Annotated in this window: 26 protein-coding genes and 1 tRNA gene; 5 read left to right on the top strand and 22 right to left on the bottom strand. The window is 35.4% G+C overall.

Features of this window, described 5'->3' with window-relative positions; all coding sequences use genetic code 11:
- Window positions 1–245 precede the first annotated feature (245 nt).
- Entirely contained in the window at window positions 246–1,259 is a 1,014-nt protein-coding gene (locus AC1VAQ_RS03780; RefSeq protein ID WP_303243870.1) for a patatin-like phospholipase family protein, read from the top strand.
- A gap of 182 nt (window positions 1,260–1,441) precedes the next feature.
- Here the strand turns inward: AC1VAQ_RS03780 and AC1VAQ_RS03775 are convergent, their stop codons facing one another.
- Window positions 1,442–4,453, bottom strand: a complete 3,012-nt coding sequence (locus AC1VAQ_RS03775) for a S8 family serine peptidase (protein ID WP_479903497.1) — start codon at window positions 4,451–4,453, stop codon at window positions 1,442–1,444.
- A 307-nt stretch (window positions 4,454–4,760) separates the two neighbouring features.
- Between AC1VAQ_RS03775 and AC1VAQ_RS03770 the strand changes: the two genes are divergently transcribed.
- Window positions 4,761–4,967 (top strand): DUF1858 domain-containing protein, encoded by a 207-nt coding sequence (locus AC1VAQ_RS03770; protein WP_302598498.1) that lies wholly within the window; start codon window positions 4,761–4,763, stop codon window positions 4,965–4,967.
- 204 nt (window positions 4,968–5,171) lie between these two features.
- Window positions 5,172–6,098 (top strand): ArsR/SmtB family transcription factor, encoded by a 927-nt coding sequence (locus tag AC1VAQ_RS03765; RefSeq protein WP_302598496.1) that lies wholly within the window; start codon window positions 5,172–5,174, stop codon window positions 6,096–6,098.
- A 47-nt stretch (window positions 6,099–6,145) separates the two neighbouring features.
- On the opposite strand, the gene AC1VAQ_RS03760 is transcribed toward AC1VAQ_RS03765, so the two are convergent.
- The 7 genes from AC1VAQ_RS03760 to AC1VAQ_RS03730 form a co-directional block, all read right to left on the bottom strand.
- Window positions 6,146–6,685: a prolyl-tRNA synthetase associated domain-containing protein gene (locus AC1VAQ_RS03760; protein ID WP_302598495.1), complete on the bottom strand. Its 540-nt coding sequence runs from the start codon at window positions 6,683–6,685 to the stop codon at window positions 6,146–6,148.
- A gap of 130 nt (window positions 6,686–6,815) precedes the next feature.
- Window positions 6,816–6,888: transfer RNA gene (locus AC1VAQ_RS03755), tRNA-Lys, on the bottom strand.
- A 209-nt stretch (window positions 6,889–7,097) separates the two neighbouring features.
- On the bottom strand, window positions 7,098–8,015 hold the full coding sequence (secF, locus tag AC1VAQ_RS03750; RefSeq protein ID WP_302598494.1) for a protein translocase subunit SecF: 918 nt from the start codon (window positions 8,013–8,015) through the stop codon (window positions 7,098–7,100).
- A gap of 2 nt (window positions 8,016–8,017) precedes the next feature.
- Window positions 8,018–9,517, bottom strand: coding sequence for a protein translocase subunit SecD (gene secD, locus AC1VAQ_RS03745; RefSeq protein WP_479903496.1), 1,500 nt, complete (start codon window positions 9,515–9,517; stop codon window positions 8,018–8,020).
- A gap of 110 nt (window positions 9,518–9,627) precedes the next feature.
- Window positions 9,628–10,977 carry a thioether cross-link-forming SCIFF peptide maturase gene (gene scfB, locus AC1VAQ_RS03740; protein WP_479903495.1) on the bottom strand — a complete coding sequence of 450 codons (1,350 nt, stop codon included), beginning with the start codon at window positions 10,975–10,977 and terminating at the stop codon, window positions 9,628–9,630.
- 79 nt (window positions 10,978–11,056) lie between these two features.
- On the bottom strand, window positions 11,057–11,194 hold the full coding sequence (gene scfA / locus AC1VAQ_RS03735; protein WP_013657560.1) for a six-cysteine ranthipeptide SCIFF: 138 nt from the start codon (window positions 11,192–11,194) through the stop codon (window positions 11,057–11,059).
- A gap of 110 nt (window positions 11,195–11,304) precedes the next feature.
- The gene (locus AC1VAQ_RS03730) at window positions 11,305–11,709 is read right to left on the bottom strand and encodes a TIGR04086 family membrane protein (protein WP_479903494.1); all 405 of its coding nucleotides are present in this window, start codon (window positions 11,707–11,709) and stop codon (window positions 11,305–11,307) included.
- 91 nt (window positions 11,710–11,800) lie between these two features.
- Between AC1VAQ_RS03730 and AC1VAQ_RS03725 the strand changes: the two genes are divergently transcribed.
- Window positions 11,801–12,661, top strand: a complete 861-nt coding sequence (locus tag AC1VAQ_RS03725) for a PHP domain-containing protein (protein ID WP_479903493.1) — start codon at window positions 11,801–11,803, stop codon at window positions 12,659–12,661.
- Window positions 12,662–12,694: 33 nt separating this feature from the next.
- Here the strand turns inward: AC1VAQ_RS03725 and AC1VAQ_RS03720 are convergent, their stop codons facing one another.
- On the bottom strand, window positions 12,695–13,060 hold the full coding sequence (locus AC1VAQ_RS03720; protein ID WP_302598488.1) for a hypothetical protein: 366 nt from the start codon (window positions 13,058–13,060) through the stop codon (window positions 12,695–12,697).
- A gap of 300 nt (window positions 13,061–13,360) precedes the next feature.
- On the opposite strand from AC1VAQ_RS03720, the gene AC1VAQ_RS03715 reads away from it, so the two are divergent.
- Window positions 13,361–14,917 (top strand): ABC-F family ATP-binding cassette domain-containing protein, encoded by a 1,557-nt coding sequence (locus AC1VAQ_RS03715; RefSeq protein ID WP_302598487.1) that lies wholly within the window; start codon window positions 13,361–13,363, stop codon window positions 14,915–14,917.
- A gap of 403 nt (window positions 14,918–15,320) precedes the next feature.
- On the opposite strand, the gene AC1VAQ_RS03710 is transcribed toward AC1VAQ_RS03715, so the two are convergent.
- The 13 genes from AC1VAQ_RS03710 to AC1VAQ_RS03650 form a co-directional block, all read right to left on the bottom strand.
- A complete protein-coding gene (locus tag AC1VAQ_RS03710) occupies window positions 15,321–15,860 on the bottom strand; it encodes a GNAT family N-acetyltransferase (RefSeq protein WP_479903492.1) in 540 nt (179 codons plus the stop codon).
- Complete coding sequence (locus AC1VAQ_RS03705) at window positions 15,826–16,431, bottom strand: GNAT family N-acetyltransferase (protein WP_479903491.1); 606 nt, start codon at window positions 16,429–16,431, stop codon at window positions 15,826–15,828. The genes AC1VAQ_RS03710 and AC1VAQ_RS03705 overlap by 35 nt, the downstream gene beginning before the upstream one ends.
- A gap of 29 nt (window positions 16,432–16,460) precedes the next feature.
- Window positions 16,461–16,931 carry a GNAT family N-acetyltransferase gene (locus tag AC1VAQ_RS03700; protein ID WP_479903490.1) on the bottom strand — a complete coding sequence of 157 codons (471 nt, stop codon included), beginning with the start codon at window positions 16,929–16,931 and terminating at the stop codon, window positions 16,461–16,463.
- A gap of 18 nt (window positions 16,932–16,949) precedes the next feature.
- A complete protein-coding gene (locus tag AC1VAQ_RS03695) occupies window positions 16,950–17,816 on the bottom strand; it encodes an AAA family ATPase (protein ID WP_479903489.1) in 867 nt (288 codons plus the stop codon).
- A gap of 23 nt (window positions 17,817–17,839) precedes the next feature.
- Window positions 17,840–18,535: an alpha/beta hydrolase gene (locus AC1VAQ_RS03690; RefSeq protein ID WP_479903488.1), complete on the bottom strand. Its 696-nt coding sequence runs from the start codon at window positions 18,533–18,535 to the stop codon at window positions 17,840–17,842.
- Window positions 18,536–18,545: 10 nt separating this feature from the next.
- Entirely contained in the window at window positions 18,546–19,334 is a 789-nt protein-coding gene (locus AC1VAQ_RS03685) for an alpha/beta hydrolase (RefSeq protein WP_479903487.1), read from the bottom strand.
- Between the two features lie 24 nt (window positions 19,335–19,358).
- Window positions 19,359–19,559 carry a hypothetical protein gene (locus AC1VAQ_RS03680; RefSeq protein ID WP_479903486.1) on the bottom strand — a complete coding sequence of 67 codons (201 nt, stop codon included), beginning with the start codon at window positions 19,557–19,559 and terminating at the stop codon, window positions 19,359–19,361.
- Window positions 19,560–19,609: 50 nt separating this feature from the next.
- Window positions 19,610–20,035 carry a VOC family protein gene (locus tag AC1VAQ_RS03675; protein ID WP_479903485.1) on the bottom strand — a complete coding sequence of 142 codons (426 nt, stop codon included), beginning with the start codon at window positions 20,033–20,035 and terminating at the stop codon, window positions 19,610–19,612.
- A 16-nt stretch (window positions 20,036–20,051) separates the two neighbouring features.
- Complete coding sequence (locus AC1VAQ_RS03670) at window positions 20,052–20,732, bottom strand: CatB-related O-acetyltransferase (protein ID WP_479903484.1); 681 nt, start codon at window positions 20,730–20,732, stop codon at window positions 20,052–20,054.
- A gap of 11 nt (window positions 20,733–20,743) precedes the next feature.
- Window positions 20,744–21,517, bottom strand: coding sequence for a GNAT family N-acetyltransferase (locus tag AC1VAQ_RS03665; RefSeq protein WP_479903483.1), 774 nt, complete (start codon window positions 21,515–21,517; stop codon window positions 20,744–20,746).
- Window positions 21,518–21,542: 25 nt separating this feature from the next.
- Window positions 21,543–22,007, bottom strand: coding sequence for a hypothetical protein (locus AC1VAQ_RS03660; protein ID WP_479903482.1), 465 nt, complete (start codon window positions 22,005–22,007; stop codon window positions 21,543–21,545).
- A gap of 89 nt (window positions 22,008–22,096) precedes the next feature.
- A complete protein-coding gene (locus AC1VAQ_RS03655; RefSeq protein ID WP_479903481.1) occupies window positions 22,097–22,342 on the bottom strand; it encodes a hypothetical protein in 246 nt (81 codons plus the stop codon).
- 107 nt (window positions 22,343–22,449) lie between these two features.
- A complete protein-coding gene (locus AC1VAQ_RS03650; RefSeq protein WP_479903480.1) occupies window positions 22,450–22,827 on the bottom strand; it encodes a hypothetical protein in 378 nt (125 codons plus the stop codon).
- Between the last annotated feature and the right edge of the window lie 82 nt (window positions 22,828–22,909).

The raw sequence follows: 22,909 nt of genomic DNA, 5'->3' as shown, positions 1-22,909 counted from the left end.
GAAACCAACTAAAAACTATGAATAACTCAATTTTATAAATGTGAAATCTATATAGAGAAAACAACTAAAAACTTGAAATATACATGTACATAAATTGGTTTCTCTCAATGATTTCACATGACTAAAAATCATGAATAACTAAAATTTATAAATGTGAAATCTATATCCATTTACACATATATTACATATAATATAGTACGAGCTCTTTTAATATCTAAAAACAGCTCATTAAGGAAGTGACGATTATGTCTTTATTTCGTATCTTATCCATTGACGGTGGTGGCATTCGCGGTATTATCCCTGCCACACTCCTTACTTACTTAGAATCATGTCTTCAAAAAAACAGTGGTAACAAAAATGCTAGACTTGCGGATTACTTTGATCTCATTGCAGGTACAAGTACTGGTGGTATATTAGCCGCACTTTATTTAACACCTGATGAGACGCATCAGCCACGCTACAGTGCCGCAGAAGCACTTAATTTCTACAAGGAAAATGGTAGCCTTATTTTCCACAAAAGCCTTTGGCATGTTATAAAAAGCCTTAATGGTTTTTTAGGTGCAAGATATCCAGCTACAACGCTTGACGAACTCCTTCAAAAGTTCTTTGGAAGTTTACGCCTTAGTGAACTTTTAAAGCCTTGCCTTATTCCTAGTTTTGACATCAAAAATAATAAAGCTATTTTCTTTAATCAAACAGACCCCACTCAGCAGCATAAGGAAGATTTCTTTGTGCGTCACATCGTTCGTGCTACTACTGCTGCTCCCTCGTACTTTCCTGTTGCCGAAATTACCTCTTGCGAAAACACACCTTTTACCCTTGTGGATGGCGGTGTTTTTGCCAATAACCCTACATTATGTGCCTATATAGAAGCTCATAAAGTCAATAACTCAGCTATTTCCCCTCAAGAAACACTTATACTCTCTCTAGGAACAGGTTCACCACTTAAAACTTTTAATACACGTACTTTAAGATATGGTGGTGTCAGCCAATGGGCTTTCCCACTTCTAGATATATTATTGAGTAGTAATGCTGAAATCGTCCATCATAAAATGAAAGTCTTATTTGACGAAAGAGCCGCCTCTGAAAACTATCTACGTATTCAAACTAATTTCACTAACCTTGGTTATCCTGATCTTCCTCTCGATGCAGCAAAGCCTAATGACATAAATTTACTATGTGCCCTATCTGATCAGTTAACGAACGACTACAAAGAAGACCTTGATGAATTTAGCAAAAAGCTAATTGCTAATTCTTGATATTAGTCCTTTCTCTTAATCATTTCACATACTAAAACATAATAAACAATTAAAACTTCTAGATATTAATTTTCTATGTAAAAGAGGTAGTATATAACACTATTATTAGGGTGCATACTACCTCTTTTAATATTTACTTATCCTTTACGACCTCATAAAGCTCGCACATGTTACTTCACCTATTAACGAATATACATTTTCTTTGGTTTTCGTCTTTTCTTAAGCCATAGAACAATTAGTATAATCAAAACAATAACTACAATTATAATCCCTCCCCCTATAATATAAGGCCTATAATTTGTAGTTCCTATAGTTTCAGGCAAATTTCCTTCAATAGCAATACTTTCTACACTATTCATGAAACGGTAATCTGCTGTACCACCTATACCATAAAGATTATCATTACTTGCTGCACTGGCAACTCCTTCAATGCGTTTATGCCCTAAGCGATACGAACTATTTTCCCAAGTTGCTGTATCTAACGCATATATTAGACCTGAACTTTCGAAAGAAATGCCATCTGTCATAACATAAAGTTTCTTTCCACCACCAAATACTGTATTTTGCCTATCAAGTCCTGCATATGGTAAATCCGTTCCTCGCTCTATCTGCTTACCATCATAGATTTCAGTGCTTACCACAGCACTTCCATTATCCATGCGCCCTCCTGTAATAACCATCTTATCCTCTACGACAGCCACAATAGGTGCATAACGTCCTTCATTAAGGGAGACTACCTTCTCCCATTTCTTATCCTTACTTAACTTCCAAATATCCTGACTAAGTGCCTCTTGTCCGGTATAATCTCCTCTTGGAATGCCGCCAACCATATATACCTCATTATCATAAGCCACCACTGCCGCATATTCACGTGGTTCTGGTACAACTTCATACTCTTGTTTTTCCCATACATCTTCTTTGATACTATAGACGTAATAGTCATTTTTGTTATACTTAGAATCAAATGTTACAAACAAAATCTTATCCTTTAGCCCAGCTGCTCCACTACCAGAAGCATAACTTGCAATATTATCCGTTGCTGGCAAATCTGTAAGCCGACTCCAATAATCTTCCTTGATATTATAAGCTAGCAATGCTTGGCTTGGTTCATTATCTTCTAAGGTACCACCCATAACATAAATCATATCGCCATAAGCTACTGCCACTGCATTTTTAAGGGTCAATGGCATAGGTGCATGATGTGTCCAGTTATAAGCTTTATTATTTATAATCAGAAGCTGTGTACTTGTCTCACCATCTCCACGTGTTAATGCAAACTCCCCATATCCATCAAACCCACCTGTATATTTAGCTGTAATTTCTGTATCTGTCCAAGCGGTTACTTCTAGCTGCTGACCATTCAATGTAAGTACACCTGGATTTATGCCAAAGAACTGCCCCTTAATCTTTATATTCCCATTGTCACCTTGTATCAATTCATTCATGACAGCATATGGATTTTCCACCGCACGCTTCACATTAATTCTCCCATCTGAGGCAACCATTCCTGGCATAGTATGATCAACGCCACCTACAACTCTAGCACGTATTTTCGTTGTATCTTCGTTTGGAAAAAGACGCTTAAGCATAGCTACTTCACCAGTTACTACAGGTGCTGCCGTAGATGTCCCTTGAAGATAAAAATATTTACCTGTTGTTTTACCGACTCCTACATCATCTAAATAAAGTGTGCTCCCTTCAGCTATTCCTGTACAAATTAAGCGTAATTTAGTTGTCCCAGGACTTATTTCAAAGAAATTGCTATTCCAGAAGTTAATACTTTCAATATTTAAACGCCCAATATTCATCCACATATTGTTTTGATAAGCTTCCACATAACATATAGGTGGCATGCCTTCATTCCTTATTGGACATTGACTCCAAAAGTTTAATCCTAAATATAAATTTTCTGCGGCTTCAGGAATGTCTAATGTTATCTCATTGACATATTTTATATTTGTATCCCCTTCAATATACATCTCTTCCATAGGTGAAGGGGTAAGTTGCCACGCCAGCGCATGTGTCCCTTCAAATGCCACTTGGTCAGTAATACTAATATTATTGCCCAGGAACCCTATAATGTTATCTTCAAAATTTAATAGTATCGTATTATCATTAGATAACGTCGGAATATACGCCTCGCGATTATAGCAAGAAAGCATTGATGTTCCTGGCGCTGCTACATCCACTGTATCTTTACCATAACAAGAAAAACTCGCTAGCTGATCATCTGGTGTGGAAGCTGCTACAACGATTGTATATGGTGAATTATAACCTGCTGGAAATGTTTTTTCTATGTCCAGATTAGCACCCGAATTACCAGCTGCACATACAGAAATAATTCCTTTTTCTCCAGCCGACCTAATGATATCTTCTAATGCTTTTGGGTTATCTGTATTTTCCCACGAATTACTGATGGCAACTACATTCACGCCTTGTTTTTGTGCTTCTATTATATATTCATACGCAGCAATAGCTTGACTCATCATACCATTACCCGTTTCATCCATATATTTAAGTGCCATAATCTTTGTACGACGACTTACTCCTGTAATTCCTAGCTCATTATTTGCTTTGGCTGCAATAATTCCTGCACAATGTGTTCCATGTCCTATATTATCCATAGGATCATCATTCTGATCTATAAAGTTATAGCCATGCTTTCCTGGCAATGTGGTTGTATTATCCCATATATTATCTATAAGATCTGGATGCGTGTAATCCACACCAGTATCAATAATAGCTACTACATTCTCCTCCAATTCATCTCCCTTTGCCCATAGACTTTCTATACCTATATCAACTTGTGAACTTCTTTCATAATCAATTTCCTGATTACTTAAATACCACTGATTAGGTGCATATGGATCATTAGGTAAAGCCGCTACATGACAACTACTATTGGCTTCTGCATAAATTACCCCTTCCAACTTATTAAAAGCATTAATAAGCTCCTTTGTACTACACGCCTTCGAAGTATAATGTGCTAAACTATAAATACCTTCTGTATTATTTTCAAAGGTATATGTGCCGTTACACACTGCATTTTTTAAGTGAATTTTAGGCGGCATATTTCCTAGATACTTAACAATAACATCTCCTTCTTCAACTTTTTTTATATTTCCCATAGCATATGGTGCACTTCCACCTAATACCATAAGCAAACTTAAGATCAATGCAATTTGCCTCTTCATTTAATTTCCTCCTACCTGTACAAACCTTTCCTCTGCTAGTATGAATGAAAAGACATAAAAATATTACTAATCTCAAAATTACTTTTGTAGCTATAGCTACTACATTTTGGCATTCTTCTTGTTATACTATAAATTACAGTTATAAAATATATAAAATGATTTCACATTACTAAAACTATGAGTAACCAAATTTTATAAATTTGAAATCTATATGCATTACGCGATGAATAATTTATGCTTAAATGTTAAATGAATACATTATTAAGATTTTCTCTTAATATCATTATAATTTTAAAGGAGAATACAAATGACACAAGTAACTAAAGATATGATTATTGGACAAATTATACAAATCGATAAAGGTATTGCACCAATCTTAATGCAATCAGGTATGCACTGCCTCGGTTGCCCATCTTCTCAAATGGAATCATTAGAAGATGCTTGTGCGGTACATGGTATTAATGTAGATGCACTTATTGAGCAAATTAATAATTATTTAAAATCATTAGCTTAGTTAATAAGTTACTTTTAAAAAGTGACAAGGAGGTGGCGTGAAACTATAAATAGTTTCGCATCACCTGCTTTTTCATTCCTTAACTTACCTTCCCTAACCTACTTTTTAAAGCTTTAAAATATCTATTACCAATCACTCATTTTGTTTGACTAAATTTTTTTATTTATCTATAATATTTAAATAAAACCCTTGTAGGAGGTACTCATGAAACACATCCATTCACTTGAAGAAGGTATTGATGTTTTTAAAGCCCTAGGCTCCGAAGTACGTGTTGAAATCCTAAAAATCTTACATAATAATCCAGACATTAATATGAATGAAATAGCCAGTCAATTAAATATCACAAATGGTGCTCTTACAGCACATATCAAGAAATTAGAAGATACGGGTCTCATAGCTATTTCTAATGATCTTTTCGGTCATGGCAATCAAAAAAACTATACAGTCTGCTTAGACAAACTCCTTGTTGATTTCTTTCCTGATCCTAGCCCTACTAATATTTTCGAAACTTCACTTAAAGTAGGTCAATATAGCGACTTTAATCTTGTACCTACTTGCGGCCTTGCCACAGCCGATCATCTGATTGGTGAAGTCGACGATATTCGTTACTTCGCCCATCCTCAGCATTATGAGGCTGATATTTTATGGTTTACAAAAGGCTATGTGGAATACATTATTCCTAACCTTATTCCTGCCTATCAAAAAATTGATAGCCTCTCTATTTCAGCTGAACTTTCTTCTGAAGCACCTGGTTTTAATGATGTTTGGCCCTCTGATATTTACTTTTATTTAAATGATATTTTTCTAGGCACTTGGACAAGTCCTGGCGATTTTGGCGAAGTAAAAGGACTCTTTACACCGCCTTGGTGGCCTATAGGATGGAATCAATATGGTCTTTTGAAGAATCTGCTCATTAATAAAGAGGGCACTTTCATTGATGGCCTTCGTCTCTCCAATGTCACTATTGAAACATTAAACTTAGATTATAAAAGTAAAATGAAGCTTAAACTAGCTATTCCTGATACTGCCAAACATATTGGCGGACTTACCATTTTTGGCAAAGGCTTTGGTAATTACAATCAAAATATTAATGTTCGCATGAGTTATAGCCCTATTAATCCCTTATGTTAATAAATAATAAAGAGGAGATGCTCAATACATCTCCTCTTTATTATTTTCTAATCTTCTAGGTGTACAAATATAGGCATATGATTTACCGCTTTTAAAAATCTTTCTAACACATCTCTTGTTTTAATCCTTAAACTAGAAGTATTGACACAAGGATGACATCCCATATATTCATATCTTACTAAATCTTCATCAATTAATAGCTGTACCTTATTTGATGTATCATTCATAAGCCCCATCACACTTACTGCTCCTGGGGTAATATCTAAATAAGCTTCCATCTCTTGTGCACCTGCAAATGATAGCCTGGAGCTTTTTATCTGATCAGCAACTTGTCTACTTCTAAATTTTTTATCACCCACAACCATCAGTAAATAATATTGATCTTTTTTGCTATTACATAAAAATAAATTTTTACACACAATAGCCTCTAGTGCTTCATCTACCACATTGCATTGTGCCATAGTCATCAGCGGCTCATGGTCTATCCTCTCAAATGGTATATCAAGCCTCTCTAATAAGTCATAGACTCTAATTTCCTTCTCTAAGCGTCCTATCTTATTTTGAGGTGCCCCTATCATTCGCATCATTTTCCACCTTCCTTACGATTACTTTTTAATTATTATAATCATTTTATACTTTATATCAAGTCCACACAATGCAAAAAGAGCATCAAGCTTCTAACAAGAAACTTGATGCCCTTCTATCTTATAAAATCAATGAGCCATCTGGGACTCGAACCCAGGACCCTCAGATTAAGAGACTGATGCTCTACCAACTAAGCTAATGGCCCAAATCTTATGTGTTAGAAGCTTGTTCGCCTCAACCACAAGAATAATTATACTGACTTCCCCCCTAGTTGTCAACTGAAAATATATTATTTTTTAAAATTAATTTTATGAATTTAAATATTTTAATAAAATACTATCATCTCTTAAAACGTTAGCTGACTGTTCAAGCAAAAAGGTGGTAGCACTTTCATGCCACCACCTTTTTTAATAACTATTTAGCTTCTTTCTTTTTACCTTTACCAAGACGACTTAAGTCAAACCATAATGGACTGGCAACGAAGATTGAAGAATACGTACCTGCTACAACACCTACAATAAGAGGAAGTGCAAATTCTTTTACTGAATCTGTTCCTAAAATGTAGAGTAATACAACCATTACAAGTGTTGTAATAGATGTACAGATTGAACGACCTAAAGTTTGGTTAATACTGCTATTAACAATTTCTTCTGGTACAGCTTGATGCTCTTTGTAACCTTTACGTATTTTATTCTCACGAATACGGTCAAATACGATAATTGTATCATTAATTGAGTAACCTACAATTGTAAGCATCGCTGCAATGAAAGAGTTGTTAAGTGGGATACGGAATAATGCATATACTGTTAGCATTATGAGTACGTCATGTACTAATGCCATAACAGCACTTACACCAAATTTATAATCTTTAAATCTAAATGTAATGTAAATTAAGATTAAGATTACACCTACCACAACAGCTTTAACAGCTCCCCATTTGATTTCATCACTAATAGTTGGTGAGAAGTCTTCATGAGCAAGTGGAATATCTGCTGTTAAATTATACTTTTCTTTAATAGTATTATAAAGTTCAATTCTCTTTGCATTTTCAGTTCTTTGCATTGTAATGATTACGCCCGTTTTGTCAGCAGATGTAATACGTGAATTAGCATCTCCTGTTACTTCAGTTGTAATTTTTGCAAGTTCTGTTTTGAGTTCATTTGTAAGCGGCTGCTCCATGTCAAATTGGATATATGAACCACCTGTAAATTCAATATCTTTTTCAAAGAAGCCTTTACCCTTGGCACCATTAATCCCCATTGCAAGAAGTCCTATTATAATTACTATTAATGATAATGCATAGAATTTCTTTCTATTTTCAATAAATTTCATAACTAGGCCTCCTCACTTTGTTTTTTAACTTTGGCATATAAAGATGGTTTTCTAATATCCATGCCCACGAAGCATTTTAAGATGAATCTTGTAATAACAAGCGCTGTGAACATAGAAATGATAATACCTATACCAAGTGTTGTGGCAAAGCTCTTAATAAGGCCTGTCCCAAATATATAAAGTACACCAGAAGCAATAAGTGTTGTGATGTTACCATCTAAAATCGCACTAAATGCTTTACTAAATCCAGCGTCTACTGCTGAACGTACTGTTTTACCAGAAGCCATTTCTTCTTTAATACGTACGAAAATAATAACGTTGGCATCTACTGCCATACCTACTGAAAGAAGTAAGCCTGCAATACCTGGTAATGTAAGTGTTGCATTCATAAAGCTAAGTACTAATACAACAAGTGCTATATAAAGTGTAAGGGCAATATCTGCTGCTACACCACAAAGTCTGTACATAGCAATCATAAAGATCATGATAAGGATAAGACCAATTGCACCAGCCATTAAACTTGTATTAAGGGCATCAAGTCCAAGTTTTGCTCCGATACCTGTTGATGTAACGGCATCAAGTGCAAATGGAAGAGAACCAGCATTAATCCCATCAGCTAAGTCTTTTGCTTCTTCAGCTGTAAATGTCCCACTAATCATACCTTTTCCATCACTGATAACAGCTTGAATTGTTGGATATGACAACACTGTATTATCTAACATGATAAGCATCATTTCACCTTGATGATTTGTAGTGAAATCTTTGAAGATTTCTGTACCCTCTTCATTCATCTGAACGCTTACACCATATTTATTTGTACCATTTTCAGTGTAGTATTGTGCACTGGCACTAGCAATTTTACTACCATCTAAGATTTCATTACCTTCTTGGTCTAAAAATCTAAGCATACCAGCCGCACCGATTTCATCGATTGCTTTTTGTGGATCGTCTACACCTGGAATTTCAACACGGATACGATTTGTTCCTTCGATAGATGCTTCCGCTTCTGTGTAACCTTTTGCATCTAATCTTTTTTGAATCATTAATTTTGCTGCCGCCATTTCATCTTCTGTTGGGCTGCGGTCTAATTTTGGTTCATATACGATATTAACCCCGCCTTGTAAGTCAAGGCCAAGGTGGATATGTCTATTACCAAAGACTTTTGAAATAAGGGATTCTTTTTCAGCTACCTCAGTGCTAGCTGTATCCTCAGCTGCTGCATTCTCCTCTGTGACAGCTTCAGTGCCACTAGCTGTAGCTTCTGTATCTGTTTCTTCCTTATTTTGTTCTGTCTGATCAGCTATTTGATCTTCTTGTGTATCTGCCCCAGTTTGATCATTTGTACCTTCTGCATTTTTAGTTACATTTTCAGTAACTGTTGTGCTTTCTCCTTTGCTCACAATTGTACATGCAAAGTAAGCCGTTACGCTTAAAATAGCAATGACAACTAAAGTAAGGATTAAGGCAAAAATACTTTTTGCTTTTCTCTTATTGCCTTTCATCACACTTCCTCCTTAATTCCTCTTTTGTTACACTAAATTGATTATATAATTTGTGTACATTCTAGTCAATTAAAAAGCCTCATTATGCAATATTTTGTGACATTTTTAGCTTAAGATAATTCTGCTTTAATCCCAATCGCACATTCTAAACGTTTCTTCTGAAGCTCACAGCCGATTTCATAAACATGATGAATATCACCATGGAAGTTATACGAGTTAGCTGCACAACCACCACTACAGAAGAATTTAGCCCAACAACTTCTACATTCATCTTTGCTATAAACATTACATTTCTCAAATTTTGAGCGCATTTCAGTGTTTGTAACACCTACATTTACATCACCCATTTTAAATTCTGGAATACCAACAAATTGGTGACATGGGTAAAGATCCCCTTCTGGTGTTACTGCTAAATATTCTGTTCCTGATCCACAACCTGCGAGACGTTTATGTACGCATGGACCTCCCTCTAAATCAACCATGAAGTGGAAGAAGTTAAAGCCATCACCTTGTCTTGTTTGTTTCACAATATATTTTGCAAGCTTTTCATATTCCTTGCAAAGTGTATCAATATCACCTGGTTTAATTGCATAATCCATTTCATTTGGTGCAACTACTGGTTCTACAGATACTTCTTTGAAGCCTTGAGCTGTCATATCTTTTACGTCTTCTGCAAAGTCAAGGTTATGATGTGTAAATGTCCCACGAATGTAGTATTGTTTATTACCACGTTTTTCAACTAACTTTTTGAACTTAGGTAAAATCACATCGTAGCTACCTTTACCATTTGCAGTTGGACGCATATGATCGTGAACTTCTTTACGACCATCTAAACTAAGTACAACATTGTGCATGTTTTCATTGAGATAGTCAATAATCTCATCATTTAATAATACACCATTAGTTGTCATTGTAAATCTGAAGTTTTTACCAGTCTCTTTTTCTCTTTGTCTTGCATACTCTACAGTATCTTTAACCATTTGCCAGTTCATAAGTGGCTCTCCACCAAAGAAGTCAATCTCAATATTTTTACGGTGTTTAGAGTTTTCAATGATAAAGTCGATTGCTTTTTTACCTACTTCAAGGCTCATAAGTTCACGGTGGCCGTGGTACTCTCCTTCTCCAGCGAAGCAGTATTTACATTTTAAGTTACAGTCATGTGCCACATGAAGACAAAGTGCCTTAACAACTGGTTCTCTTTTTAAGAACGCTGGTACCATTTCTTCATATTGGTCTGGTGTGTAAAGCATTTCTTCTTCTTTTAATGTTAAGAGCTCATCAATAGCTTCTTCTAAAGCAGCATGATCAAATTGGCCACTGTATTTTGTCATTACTTCATCTTTACTTAATGTTTCTAAATCTTCAACGATAGCATATGCTACGTCATCTACAAGATGGATACTTCCACTGTGGATATCCATGACAATATTTGAGTCTTCGAATCTAAACTTATGGATCATTTATTTATCCTTCCTTTTTCAAAAATAAAAGCTTTCAAAAATAAAAGCAGCGACCAAAGGCCACTGCTTCATGCAAAAATTATTTTTCGCAGGCTTGGTTTCCTACAGTACAAGATGTTTTACATGCTGATTGACAAGATGTTTGACATTCACCACATCCACCTTTTTTTGCACTGTTTGGTAAGTTTTTAGTGTTTAATGTTTTAATATGTTTCATGATGATATCTCCTTTCCAAATCACAAATCTTGTTTATTATACCATAGGTTATTACTTTTTAAAACAAAAGTTTTTACCGATGGATATAATCTTGCAAATAAATAATTTTACTACTTTTGGTAATTAACAGAAACCATTCCAGCTACACTACTACTGATTAAAACCAGAAATGCTAAAAGAAATATTACACCAGGTGCCACACTATTTAACCTGTTAATAAGCGTACCTAAGATAAGAAAAATAATAAAATAAAGTGACCCACCTATAGCACCCCATTTATATCCATTTCTCGTATCTACTGTGGCTGTATCATAACCTGCTAAAAAGGCTGATACAATAATGCCTATTATAACAATAACGCTTTCTACATTTGGTGAGGCATTGGTGTATGTAAGAATAATTGAGCCTAATAAAACAAAAATAGCCGTCACAACATAGGCCATAATATTTGCCTTTATCATGGTCATGACTGCGGCAGGCATATCCACTTCTTTTTTAGATTTACGTTGTGCCATCCTTCTCCCTCCTTCCCCCACCTAACTATTAAGATTTTATGCCTCCCCTTGAGGAAATATGATAAAATACTGTTATAAAGGAGGAAATAATATGAAGCTAATAGATTTACATGTTCATTCCAATTGTTCGGACGGCACCCTTTCTCCAGAAGAAGTCGTACTTTACGCAAAATCAAAAGGATTAAGCGCCATCGCTCTAACAGATCATGATACAGTTATGGGCATTGATTGTGCTATCCAAAAAGGATTAGAAATTGGGCTCACAGTTGTTCCAGGTATTGAATTTTCTGCAGACTATATTGGCAAGGAAGTGCATATACTCGGCTACTATATTAACTATAAACAAAAAGAACTTCTAGAAAAATTAGATAGACTTGTAGAAAGCCGTAAAAAACGTAATCTCCTCATACTAGATAAATTAGATGCACTTAATATGCCTCTTACCTTTGCAGACCTAGGAGAAGGATGGTATCCTGGCACCGTTTTAACAAGAGCACACTTTGCAGCTGCACTTTTAAGAAAAGGTTATGTTGCCACAAGAGACGAGGCTTTTGCAAAATACATCGGGGCAGATAAACCTGCTTATGTTCCTCGTGAGCACTTTACAGCTATAGAATGTATAGAAATGATTCACCAAGCTGGTGGCCTTGCTGTGCTTGCTCATCCTAAGCTCTATGGATATAGCAATAGTGAAGTAACTCAAATCCTAAAAGATTTAAAATCAAAAGGATTAGACGGCGTAGAATGTGTTTACTCAACTCACAGTAAGGATGAAGTAGCACATCTTTTACAGGTTTGCTCCAACCTTAAATTGCTCCCAACAGGAGGCAGTGATTTCCACGGCGACAATAAACCTAACTTAGATATAGGAACAGGCTATGGTAACTTACAAATTTCATTTGAGCTTCTCGAAGCCTTAAAAAAACAACTTGCCCTTATTAATCCAAAATAAAATGGAGGCACCTTTTATGAGGTTGCCTCCATTTTATAATTCTATAAGTGGCTTAAGTGCGTCTTGTCTTTTGTAGACATTACAAAGTGCATCAAAAGCAAGTGTTTTATATTTACCATTATCATTAATCCAAGTTCTTGCTTCATCCATTGCACAAACTTCATCATATACTTCTTTTGTATGATTCTCTTTTACATCACTCGCAATTTGTTTTAAAGCATTATAATCTCGGAAAATATTTATCTTAGCTTCTTGTTTTAAGGAATGGATCATCTTGTCTAAACAGTTATCTTCCATTTCATCCAATAACTCTTTGAAAGCTTTTTGACTTTCATATCTTTTTATAAACTCATTTCGAAGTCCTTCTGCTAACTGCTTATCGCGTTCTTTTCCTTTCATAGCTATTCTCTCTTTCTCTCATTTTTATAACTTAGGTTACTTATTAAGTGTACTCCATTTTGTCCAATTTTTAAATACCCTATTTCTAGTTTTTACTTTATTGGTAATTTTTTACTTCCTGAAAGGTATCTTCTCAGCATATTTGACAATGATAAACACTATACTTTTTTGTCTTTTTCTATTATTATATTAAGGTATTCGGTTTAATGCCCACTTTAACAAAATTTAAAGACGGCAAATGACAAATCACTTTGCATATGCTTTAAACTTGGGTTTGATTTTATATAAAAGGAGATTAAAATGAGCATATTAAACGTAAAAAATGTAACACATGGCTTCGGCTCACGTAGTATTTTAGAAGATGTATCATTTAGATTATTAAAAGGTGAACACGTTGCCCTCGTTGGTGCCAACGGTGAAGGTAAATCAACCTTTTTAAATATTATTACAGGTAAACTTATGCCAGATGAAGGAACTGTTCAATGGTCTAACCGTGTGACAGTAGGTTATCTTGATCAACATTCAGCACTTACTCCAGGTACAACAATTCGTGATAATTTAAGACTTGCTTTCAACCATCTTTTCGACCTTGAAAAAGAAATGATGGAAATCTACGAAAAAGTTGCTGAAGTAGATGAAGATGAAATGAACAAAATGATGGAAGATGCTGCTGAGATTCAAACTATCTTAGATCATAGTGGTTTCTATACATTAGATGCAAAAATCGAAGAAGTTGCACAAGGACTTGGTCTTGGTGATATCGGCCTTGAAAGAAAAGTAGATGAACTTAGTGGTGGTCAAAGAACTAAAGTTCTTCTTACAAAACTTTTACTTGAAAACCCTACTATCCTTATCTTGGATGAGCCGACTAACTACTTAGACGTTGAACATATTGAATGGCTTACTCGTTACTTACAAAACTACGAAAATGCCTTCATTCTCGTATCTCACGATATTCCATTCCTTAACTCAGTATGTAACCTTATTTACCACGTAGAAAATTGTCAGCTTACACGTTATGTTGGAAGCTATGATGAATTCAAACGTGTTTATGAACTCAAAAAACGTCAACAAGAACAGGCTTATGAACGTCAACAAAAAGAAATTGAGAAACTTGAAGACTTCATTGCACGTAATAAAGCGCGTGTTGCTACAACAGGAATGGCACGAAGCCGTCAAAAACAACTTGATAAAATGGAAATTATCGAGAAACAACATGAAAAGCCAAAACCAATTTTCAACTTTAAACCATACAAAGCACCTAGCCGTTTCTTAATTGAAGCTGAAGACCTTGTAATCGGTTATGATACACCACTTACTCAGCCACTCAACTTCAAATTAGAACGTAATCAAAAAGTTGCTATTTGTGGGGTAAATGGTTTAGGTAAATCAACATTACTTAAAACCTTACTGGGTGTCATTAAACCTATCTCTGGGAAAGTTATCTTCGGTGAAAACGTTAAATATGGTTACTTCGAACAAGAAGATAGCCGCGATAACAACACTGTAGCCCTTGACTATATTTGGAACCTCTATCCATCTATGGCAAACAATGAAGTACGTACAGCACTTGCAAAATGCGGTCTTACAACAGACCATATCACAAGTCCAATGAAAGTTCTCTCAGGGGGAGAAAATGCTAAAGTACGTCTTTGCAAAATTCTTATGGAAGAACACAACTTACTTGTACTTGACGAACCTACAAATCACTTAGACCCAGAAGCTAAAGATGAGCTTGAAAAAGCTATCCGCGAATTCAAAGGAACTGTAGTGATTGTATGTCACGAACCATACTTCTATGAAAGCTTTGTAACTGATGTATGGAATGTAGAGGATTGGACAACAAAAGTTATTTAATTTTAAGGCTAATTAAATAGGGCCGAAAAAAGATGGGGTGGTCGCCAGCTACTATCTCCGTATTTCTAACAACCTCTAAGCTCGTATACTAAATGAACGTCAATAACTCGCTTCGCTCAAACAATTGCCTAAAAACCATTTAGTATACTTCGCTAAGAGGTTGTACGAAATACTGCGAATGTAGCCAGCGACCACCCCATCTTTTTTCTTTTCTCTTATTTAATAGAAAGTTTCATCTGCTGATTTAGTTAACTTTTTTGCTTGTACAGATGTTACTTACTTAAGGGGACAAATGTAACTTCCGAAGTCACCCCTCTTTTTTCTTTATTCCTATTTAATAGAAAATTCCATACTCCTATTCAGTTAACTTTTTCTGCTTGTAAAATCTTTGCGTATTTCTTTTTTATTGGCGATATTTGCGGTAGTAGAAGTAACTGTCGCTTTCCATGTTGGGTTGTTTGTGGCTTATTGGGGTTCTTTTTTCAAAGAGCTCAAAGCCTGCTTTTTGTGCTACTTTGCAGGAGGCAGTATTGGCTATATCTATTGTCAGTATGAGGTAAGGCAGGTCAGAAATTGCCATGCACCAATCAAATAATGCCATTAATGCTTCTGTTGCATAGCCTTGACCTTGATAGTCTTCGTCGATGAAATAGGCCATTTCAACTTCATTTACAGTATCCTCCAATCCCATTCCTACAGCTCCAATTAATAAATCACTGTCAGGTAGTGCAATAGCGTACCTTTTATTTTCATAAACATCTGTAGAATCTTTCTGACTTTGATGCCAATCTATATACCCATGAAAAGATTCCGGTGATGGACTATTCTGAGACCAATCTTTCATAAATCTTACAACATTTTTTTGCCATACAATTTTATATAATTGAGCTTCATCCTTTCTTTCCAAATCACGAATTATAAGTCTTTGTGTTTTTATATTCATCGTATTCCCCCATCATTTTGAATTTAGAACTATACTCGTTCTTTTTTAAAGAACATATAATCAGATTACATCTAACATGTGTCATCAGATTCACTCTTCTATCTCTTAATTCTCCATCTTGCACGAAATTTAATTTGGCTAATAATTTGCCTGAAGCAGTATTTTCTTTATTGTATTTGGCTTCTAGCATATATAGTTTTTGATCATTTAACATATAATCAACAACAGCATCGACGGCTTCTAAGGCATAGCCTTTTCTTTGGTATTTTGTACCTAGCAGATATGAAATTTCTCCTATATTTAAATCCTTATAGGGTACATCTACACAAATAGATCCTATTGGCTGCTTACTTATTTTTTCTTCAATTAACCAAATAAATGCTTCATTTTTATAGGCACTTATAAAACCATCTATTAGAACTCCCATCTCCTCTTTGCTTTTCATAGGATACATGGGCAGATAACGTCCTAATTCTCTATCCCGTCCATAACCCATATAGCATTTTTCAGTATCTTGCTTTTCAAACTTTCTTAAAATCAAGCGTTTGGTCTCTATCTTTATATCTTTCATGGTCCCCCCTATTTAAAAGATATTTATTATTATAGCTGGGGTATTATCTTTTCATATTCAAAAAGATAAAAGCCGCCTTTATCTTCCTTGGGTGCTGTTTCACCTATTTTCTTATAGCCCATCTTTTCATAAAAATGATGATTTCGATAGTTTTTAAAAGGCGTATGCAGCCTCCAGCTTTTGGCCCCAGGAAATTCATTTTCTATAAAGGTGATGGCTTTTGCGCCTATCCCCATATTTTGATGGGCTTTATCGATATAGATGCCCCCTAGCCAAAAGTTTTCACCACCTAAGTCACAGCAGGTAATGCCGCCTATAATTACACCATCTAATACAATTTTGTAAGTTGGATAATGTATGATATTTTCTCTTTCCTTTTCAATATCATCATAGCCACTTGGTCCAAATCCATATTGATTGACATCATCAGAAAAGGCATCTATTTTAGCTTTCATATATTCATCAAGGTCAGTCTCTGTTGCTCTAAGAAATTCCAGCACGTTGCACCTCCTTATCATTTACTCATTTTCTTTAAACTCTTGTTCATGTTTTTTGAAGAAATCATAATAGGCACGGACGTTAGGCAGTTGTGTCCATCTTTTCATAATGACTGGCGTTTCATCTAAATCATAAATCTTGGCGCCTTTTAAAGATAAAATAAAAGGAGAATGAGTAGCGATAATAAATTGGCAGCCAAAGAATCTTGCCCCATCTTCTAAAAAGCTTAGGAATTCTTGCTGCTTTTCTGGAGATAGGCTGTTTTCTGGTTCATCCAGCAAATAAAGCCCATTATCTTTTATTTTATCTGCAAAATAAATGAAGGCGCTTTCTCCATTGGAATGCTCTCTTACATTTCCCATTAGATTGTTTCTTACATATTTTGATTGTGTTTTGCGCCTTGCCATATTGACCTTTTTAAGCTGTTCATAATCTTCTAATGAAGACATTTGAAATTTAGCATACTTGGCATCTAAGTATTCCTCAAAAAGTGCTTCTCTTTTTTCATGAATACCCTCATTAATATTTCTAAGATTAAGCATAAAATCAAAGACATCATCACTTGTAATAATGCAGCTCTCACGTGTGACAGCCTCTTTTAACTTATAGGTACATAGGTTTGTGTAATCCTCAAAAAAGTTAGTCCTGTTAAAAAGGGTATCCCGAGTTAATTGCAATTTTTCTGCTATTACATTTAATGCTGTCGTCTTTCCAGAGCCATTTCCACCATATAAAATAGTAATGGGTTCAAACGTTAAAGTGCCCACTTCATTCTTAGCTAATATTTGAAAAGGATAAAAGGAGTCATAACACGTTCTTCTTTCACCCATTAGGAAGCTATATTCTTCTTCCGCACTTGGAAACTTAAATTGTTCTAAATAAATCATTTAAACCTTCCCTACTCTCTTTACTAGGCTTGTTCCTTGATCCAACAGTTAAGTACTTCCACTTGCTCTGGTGTATGGAACCAATGTTCGCCATCTTTCATAACCTGCAGCTGAACATTATATGTACGGCAAAAGTCATCTACGATGCTTCTTTCTGTAAGGTGATCCTTATCTGCATACAAAATAGCTATTGGTGAGTTCCAATGCTTTATAGGATGGTCTTTTGCATAGGTTAAGTACCTACAAGATAATGTTTCTCCAAACGATGTTTTTATTTCTTGCTTTTCTTTTAACTCAGCTTCTGATACCGCTGCCCACCTCATCATATTTTCGATAAGATGCTTCATATCTAAAATAGGTGAAACAAAGAGACATTTTTCAAAGGTTTCTGCCTCATATGCCTGCATACTAAACCAGGCACCTATGCTGCTTGCCATAAGCCTTACGGTCTGCCATCTTTGTTTGATATAGGCCATGATGCTTTGCAGCTGCGGAACTACTATCCATGGATAAAATCCATTCTGCTCTTGTTTTCTTTCTCCATGTTCCGGCAAATCTATGCTTAAAACCTGCCAGCCCTTATCACAAGCAATGTTAGCAAAGCCTTCTGCTTCTTCCTTGCAGCCACATTTTCCATGAACATATAAGTAAATTTTATCAGAGTGATCACCCCATAAAATAGCGGGTATACCTTCTATTTTAAAAATATCTTTCTGCATAACTGCCTCCTTAATTTTCATTTCTTAAAATATCATTTATATAATCTACGATCTTCTCTGTCACTAAATAGTTCTCATGACTTACATCCTCAAATATCTCTAGGTTTGTATTGACAAAACAGTCTGCCACCTTTTGCTGCAGCTTAGCATCTAAGGTTCCATCTGCCTTTGAGCCTATTATGTATACAGGGCAATTTATAGCTTTTGCATAGCTTTTCAAGCTTATATTATTAGATAAAAATATTTTCATAGGTCCCCAGAAAATGGGTATGATTTTATTGTATAAGTCAGATAAGTCCCGGTAAGCTGATAAAAGAATAAGCTTATCACAGGTTCTAACGCTAGCTAAATATGCTGCCATCCCTGTGCCATAGCTATGTCCCATAACAATAAACTTACACTGTGGATATTCTGCCTTGGCCCAATCATAAAAATCAGCTGTACTTTGCTGCATTGTTTTTAGATTCATCTTTCCTAGGCTTGCCTGCGTCCCATAATAATCAACTGCTATAAATGGGCAGTTATATTTTCCTGCAAACTTTGCCACACTGTTATATGCAATATAATTAGAGCCTCCAAAGAATAAAATCACTTCATCAGCTTTTGCATCCAGATGATAACCATATCCTGATAACTTCTCTGTCATTTGAATAGGCTCCGGCACATAGGCAACTTCTTTCATATGTTTTGCATTTTTGTAAAATGAATAACTGATTGTCTGCATCATTAAGTTGGCTCCAAAGCCAATAATCAAAAGCCACATAACCACTTTTAAAATCATCCTGCATACTTGCACCATTTCCCCCCCCTATCTTAATGAATCTTATTTGCTATGATATCCCTTTGCATTTATAAAAGAGATTGCACAAAGTTCTTCCTTACTCAAGGTATTTGGGAATTCTAGAATCTGCTTCCTTAATTCTTCCCGCAAATGCAGCAAGGTCTCCATCATCATAGCAAATGTCTCTTTTTTCCCTATCTGCACTTGCATCATTTTATTGAGCTGCGACCATTCCTTATCCATCTGTATGCTCCCTTCATTTGACCTATCATTAACTTCATTTCCACATAAAATTAGCGTTCAGTCTGCTCAGTCATCAGTCCCCATCTGAAACCAAACTTATCTACAAAAACCACGCGGCATGAGCTATACGTCGTACGTGCTAACGGGTAGATTGTTGTACTTCCTTCTTTTAAAATATCATAGGCCTCTTGAACCTCTTCTTTAGTATTAAAGGTTACCGTAATAAAAGTGGCATAACTTGTTACAAAAGGAACATCTATATTGTCACACATCATAATCCTTTGACTGCCAATCAAAAGTTCCGCATGATAAATATAGTTTTCCTGCTCCTTTGTTAGCTGCCAATGACTGTCTTCTTTTTTGCCTTCTTTATATCTCAGTAGACATGAAACTTTTCCTTTAAAAGCCTTTTCATATAATCTAAGTGCCTCTTCACAGCGCCCTGCAAAATTTAAAGTTGGTGTTAATATTGGCATAGGCTTATACTCCTTTTTAGTTAACTTGCTGTTTAATTTCAGAAAGTTTATATACAATCTCTTGTGTTAATTCACTTTCAAATACATTAAAGTTGTCGCGTATGACCTCTATAGGAAAGTCCCACCAAGCAATTTCCAGCATTTTTTCAATAATTTCTTCAGGACATCTCATTCTTATAATTCTTCCTGGATTGCCTACTACAACGGCATAAGGTGGCACATCTTTTGTAACAACTGTTCCAGCTCCGATAATTGCACCGCTGCCTATGGTTACACCTCTTAGAATATTAACGCCTGCTCCAACCCATATATTATTTTCTAAGTTGCATTCTTCTTTTACCGATTGCCAATTGCTATTGCCGCCCATTCCCCACTTTGGATATACCAAAAAGCTATGCGTCGTCACCTTATTCATATCATGAGTATTTCCGCCAATGCTCACGTTCCATGAAATTGAATTGAATCTTCCTAGCTTAGCATTACGAATTGTAGTGTTTTGACCTGTATAACAATATCTTCCCAACTGTGAATATAAAATAGAATTGCTGCGTCCTAACTGTACCTTTCTTCCTAACTTACTATGTAAAACCTGGGTATAAGACTCTACTGCAACCTCCTCATCCAGGCTGCTTTCCATAATTTCTGCCTCCGTTGCAATCTGACAGCTTAAAGGTACTTTTGAAAATTCATCTATCATATTATCTTCTCCTAGCTTTGTTCCCCTCTAAAGCTTGCACGTCCAGCTTCTTTAGTAAATATTTTTCTAAAACCAGACTCCTCACATAATCTTTCAGAAGTCTTATGGGCTGGCCATTGATAACAGGTTGCTATGTCATGATCTCTGCAGTAATCAGTTACTACTGACATAATCGCACGTGCACAGCCTTCTTTTCTGTATGCCTTATCTACAAGGATATAATCATATCTGCATATTCCTTCAGCTATATGGCAGTACCATATTCCTACTGGCTTTCCTTCATGATAAGCTACAAATCCCCTACCATTTTCACTCATGAAAATTTGCTTTGCCACTTGAATTTCCCAAGGTTCTTCTGCTGCCAAAAATACCTCTTCAAAGCGTTTGTCCCATTCTTTTTCAAGTTTTACCTCAAAATCAGGATTTGCCACTATTTTATTTTCTGCAGTCAGTGTCATATATTCCAAAGGTCCCTCTACCCACACATTATAATTATTGCGATTAAAGATTGCTTCATTTTCCATGAAATAATGTTCATCCATAGTGGCCTGATAAATACTTGGCTGGATCCCTTTTTGTTTATAAAAACTTGTAATATCTTCTAATACTTCATCTAAATTCTCTACCTGATCTTTAAAAATCAAAGCATGATTGCTGTCATAAGATTGTTTATTATCTTCATTAAAAAATAAGATGCCATAACTTCTCTTTTCACTATTTGTAAATAATCTTGGAAACATATCTTCTTCTTTCATGATGCGTTTATATAACTCACTATTTTTCATAGGTTTCTCCCCTAAATTAGATAACTTATTCATTTATATAAAAGTTTCGGTATGAAATAATATTATGAACAATACCAAATACAACCATTACACCTGTTGCAATATAATTGTGCAGCCATATTGAGGCAAATATAAAATAAAGCACTGGGAAGACTGCTAAAGGCATTGGCACACCTAAAAATTTAGTACCTAAAAGCTTAACATCTCTGCCGCCCATATAATATCTGATCCAGACAATATGATATAGCACCAAAAATATTATGCTGATATATAAAGAAACACTTGTATAATCTACCTTTGAATTGCTTACTAAGATGCAGATTGCCATAACATAGGCAATTCGCGTACCTTGTTCTATGGCTTCTAACACAGGCATTTTTAAAGATATTGGCTCCTTAGTTTGTTTTGGCGGAAAAATAACATAAAATATATTAATTACCATGGGCAGTAAGAAAATAATTAATCCTTCCACTGAAAATCCTTTTTTCATTCCATAAGGTGAAGCCGTAATATATTGTGCTACTCTTTCTTCCCAAACGTGATGACCTTGTTCATCTATACGTTCTTTAGCCGCACGTTCTATAGCTGCTCTAGGCTCTGGGCTAAGATAAATAATAATGGGCTCAAGTTTTTGAACAGCCTGAACAAGTTCCTGGGTATATGCTGTGATGCTTGTTTCAGTACCACCTCGAAATAACAGTAATTCATTGATACTGTTTTGAAGGAGTGCACATTCAAAAATATTAATGCCTGTAGCTTCTTCTCCAAATTTCTGCCAGCGGCTTTTATGTATTTCGCAGAAGACTTCTTTGCTTCTACGTCCATCATAAATTTCCTTTTGCTCAAAATAATGAAAAAGCTGCTGGCTAAGTCCTTTAACCTTTGTAATTTCACAACATGCTCATAGGCACACCAAATGCTTTCGTAGGTCGCTATGGAATAAGCCATTCCTTAGCCTTCTCAAAATCATCAATACAGGCTGCTAAAAAAGGCAGTTTTTGCCGTTTGATATACCTTTTCATCCTTAAGTTGAGTCCTACAAGCACCACCTTGCGAAGAGGTGTCTTCAGGCTACTAAGCTGCTCCAGTATCAATTTCAGAACTGCTTCATTCACCTTGGTTTCATCAAGATTAACTGCCATAAAAGAACTAGTAAAAGGCTTTTTAATTTGAATCATATCTTCATTGAATTTTTGTAGCATGAGTTGTATTTCACTACCCATAGCATCTAAATGTTCTACCCAGATTTCTCCGCCATGAAAAGAAAGTGAGAATGACTTTTTCTTTAATCCTGCTTCACATCCTCTCATATATTCCTCCTAATTATTGATAATATTCACACATTCTAGTTCTACTCAATAATCCATCAACTCATAGCCTATTTTTCGTCTG

It is taken from the genome of Cellulosilyticum sp. (assembly GCF_982396655.1).
This window is presented reverse-complemented; position numbering and strand designations above follow the sequence as displayed.

Coding starts and splice junctions, on each gene's coding strand:
- AC1VAQ_RS03675 (WP_479903485.1), bottom strand. CDS start 20,035: ATGCCAATATTAACACCAACTTTAAATTTTGCAGGGCGCTGTGAAGAG.
- AC1VAQ_RS03680 (WP_479903486.1), bottom strand. CDS start 19,559: ATGGATAAGGAATGGTCGCAGCTCAATAAAATGATGCAAGTGCAGATA.
- AC1VAQ_RS03715 (WP_302598487.1), top strand. CDS start 13,361: ATGAGCATATTAAACGTAAAAAATGTAACACATGGCTTCGGCTCACGT.
- AC1VAQ_RS03765 (WP_302598496.1), top strand. CDS start 5,172: ATGAAACACATCCATTCACTTGAAGAAGGTATTGATGTTTTTAAAGCC.
- AC1VAQ_RS03650 (WP_479903480.1), bottom strand. CDS start 22,827: ATGAGAGGATGTGAAGCAGGATTAAAGAAAAAGTCATTCTCACTTTCT.
- AC1VAQ_RS03725 (WP_479903493.1), top strand. CDS start 11,801: ATGAAGCTAATAGATTTACATGTTCATTCCAATTGTTCGGACGGCACC.
- secF (WP_302598494.1), bottom strand. CDS start 8,015: ATGAAATTTATTGAAAATAGAAAGAAATTCTATGCATTATCATTAATA.
- AC1VAQ_RS03760 (WP_302598495.1), bottom strand. CDS start 6,685: ATGATGCGAATGATAGGGGCACCTCAAAATAAGATAGGACGCTTAGAG.
- AC1VAQ_RS03705 (WP_479903491.1), bottom strand. CDS start 16,431: ATGAAAGATATAAAGATAGAGACCAAACGCTTGATTTTAAGAAAGTTT.
- scfA (WP_013657560.1), bottom strand. CDS start 11,194: ATGAAACATATTAAAACATTAAACACTAAAAACTTACCAAACAGTGCA.
- AC1VAQ_RS03690 (WP_479903488.1), bottom strand. CDS start 18,535: ATGCAGAAAGATATTTTTAAAATAGAAGGTATACCCGCTATTTTATGG.
- AC1VAQ_RS03770 (WP_302598498.1), top strand. CDS start 4,761: ATGACACAAGTAACTAAAGATATGATTATTGGACAAATTATACAAATC.
- AC1VAQ_RS03780 (WP_303243870.1), top strand. CDS start 246: ATGTCTTTATTTCGTATCTTATCCATTGACGGTGGTGGCATTCGCGGT.
- AC1VAQ_RS03655 (WP_479903481.1), bottom strand. CDS start 22,342: ATGGACGTAGAAGCAAAGAAGTCTTCTGCGAAATACATAAAAGCCGCT.
- secD (WP_479903496.1), bottom strand. CDS start 9,517: ATGAAAGGCAATAAGAGAAAAGCAAAAAGTATTTTTGCCTTAATCCTT.
- AC1VAQ_RS03685 (WP_479903487.1), bottom strand. CDS start 19,334: ATGGTGCAAGTATGCAGGATGATTTTAAAAGTGGTTATGTGGCTTTTG.
- scfB (WP_479903495.1), bottom strand. CDS start 10,977: ATGATCCATAAGTTTAGATTCGAAGACTCAAATATTGTCATGGATATC.
- AC1VAQ_RS03730 (WP_479903494.1), bottom strand. CDS start 11,709: ATGGCACAACGTAAATCTAAAAAAGAAGTGGATATGCCTGCCGCAGTC.
- AC1VAQ_RS03665 (WP_479903483.1), bottom strand. CDS start 21,517: ATGAAAAATAGTGAGTTATATAAACGCATCATGAAAGAAGAAGATATG.
- AC1VAQ_RS03670 (WP_479903484.1), bottom strand. CDS start 20,732: ATGATAGATGAATTTTCAAAAGTACCTTTAAGCTGTCAGATTGCAACG.
- AC1VAQ_RS03710 (WP_479903492.1), bottom strand. CDS start 15,860: ATGAATATAAAAACACAAAGACTTATAATTCGTGATTTGGAAAGAAAG.
- AC1VAQ_RS03720 (WP_302598488.1), bottom strand. CDS start 13,060: ATGAAAGGAAAAGAACGCGATAAGCAGTTAGCAGAAGGACTTCGAAAT.
- AC1VAQ_RS03695 (WP_479903489.1), bottom strand. CDS start 17,816: ATGATTTATTTAGAACAATTTAAGTTTCCAAGTGCGGAAGAAGAATAT.
- AC1VAQ_RS03775 (WP_479903497.1), bottom strand. CDS start 4,453: ATGAAGAGGCAAATTGCATTGATCTTAAGTTTGCTTATGGTATTAGGT.
- AC1VAQ_RS03660 (WP_479903482.1), bottom strand. CDS start 22,007: ATGAAAAAAGGATTTTCAGTGGAAGGATTAATTATTTTCTTACTGCCC.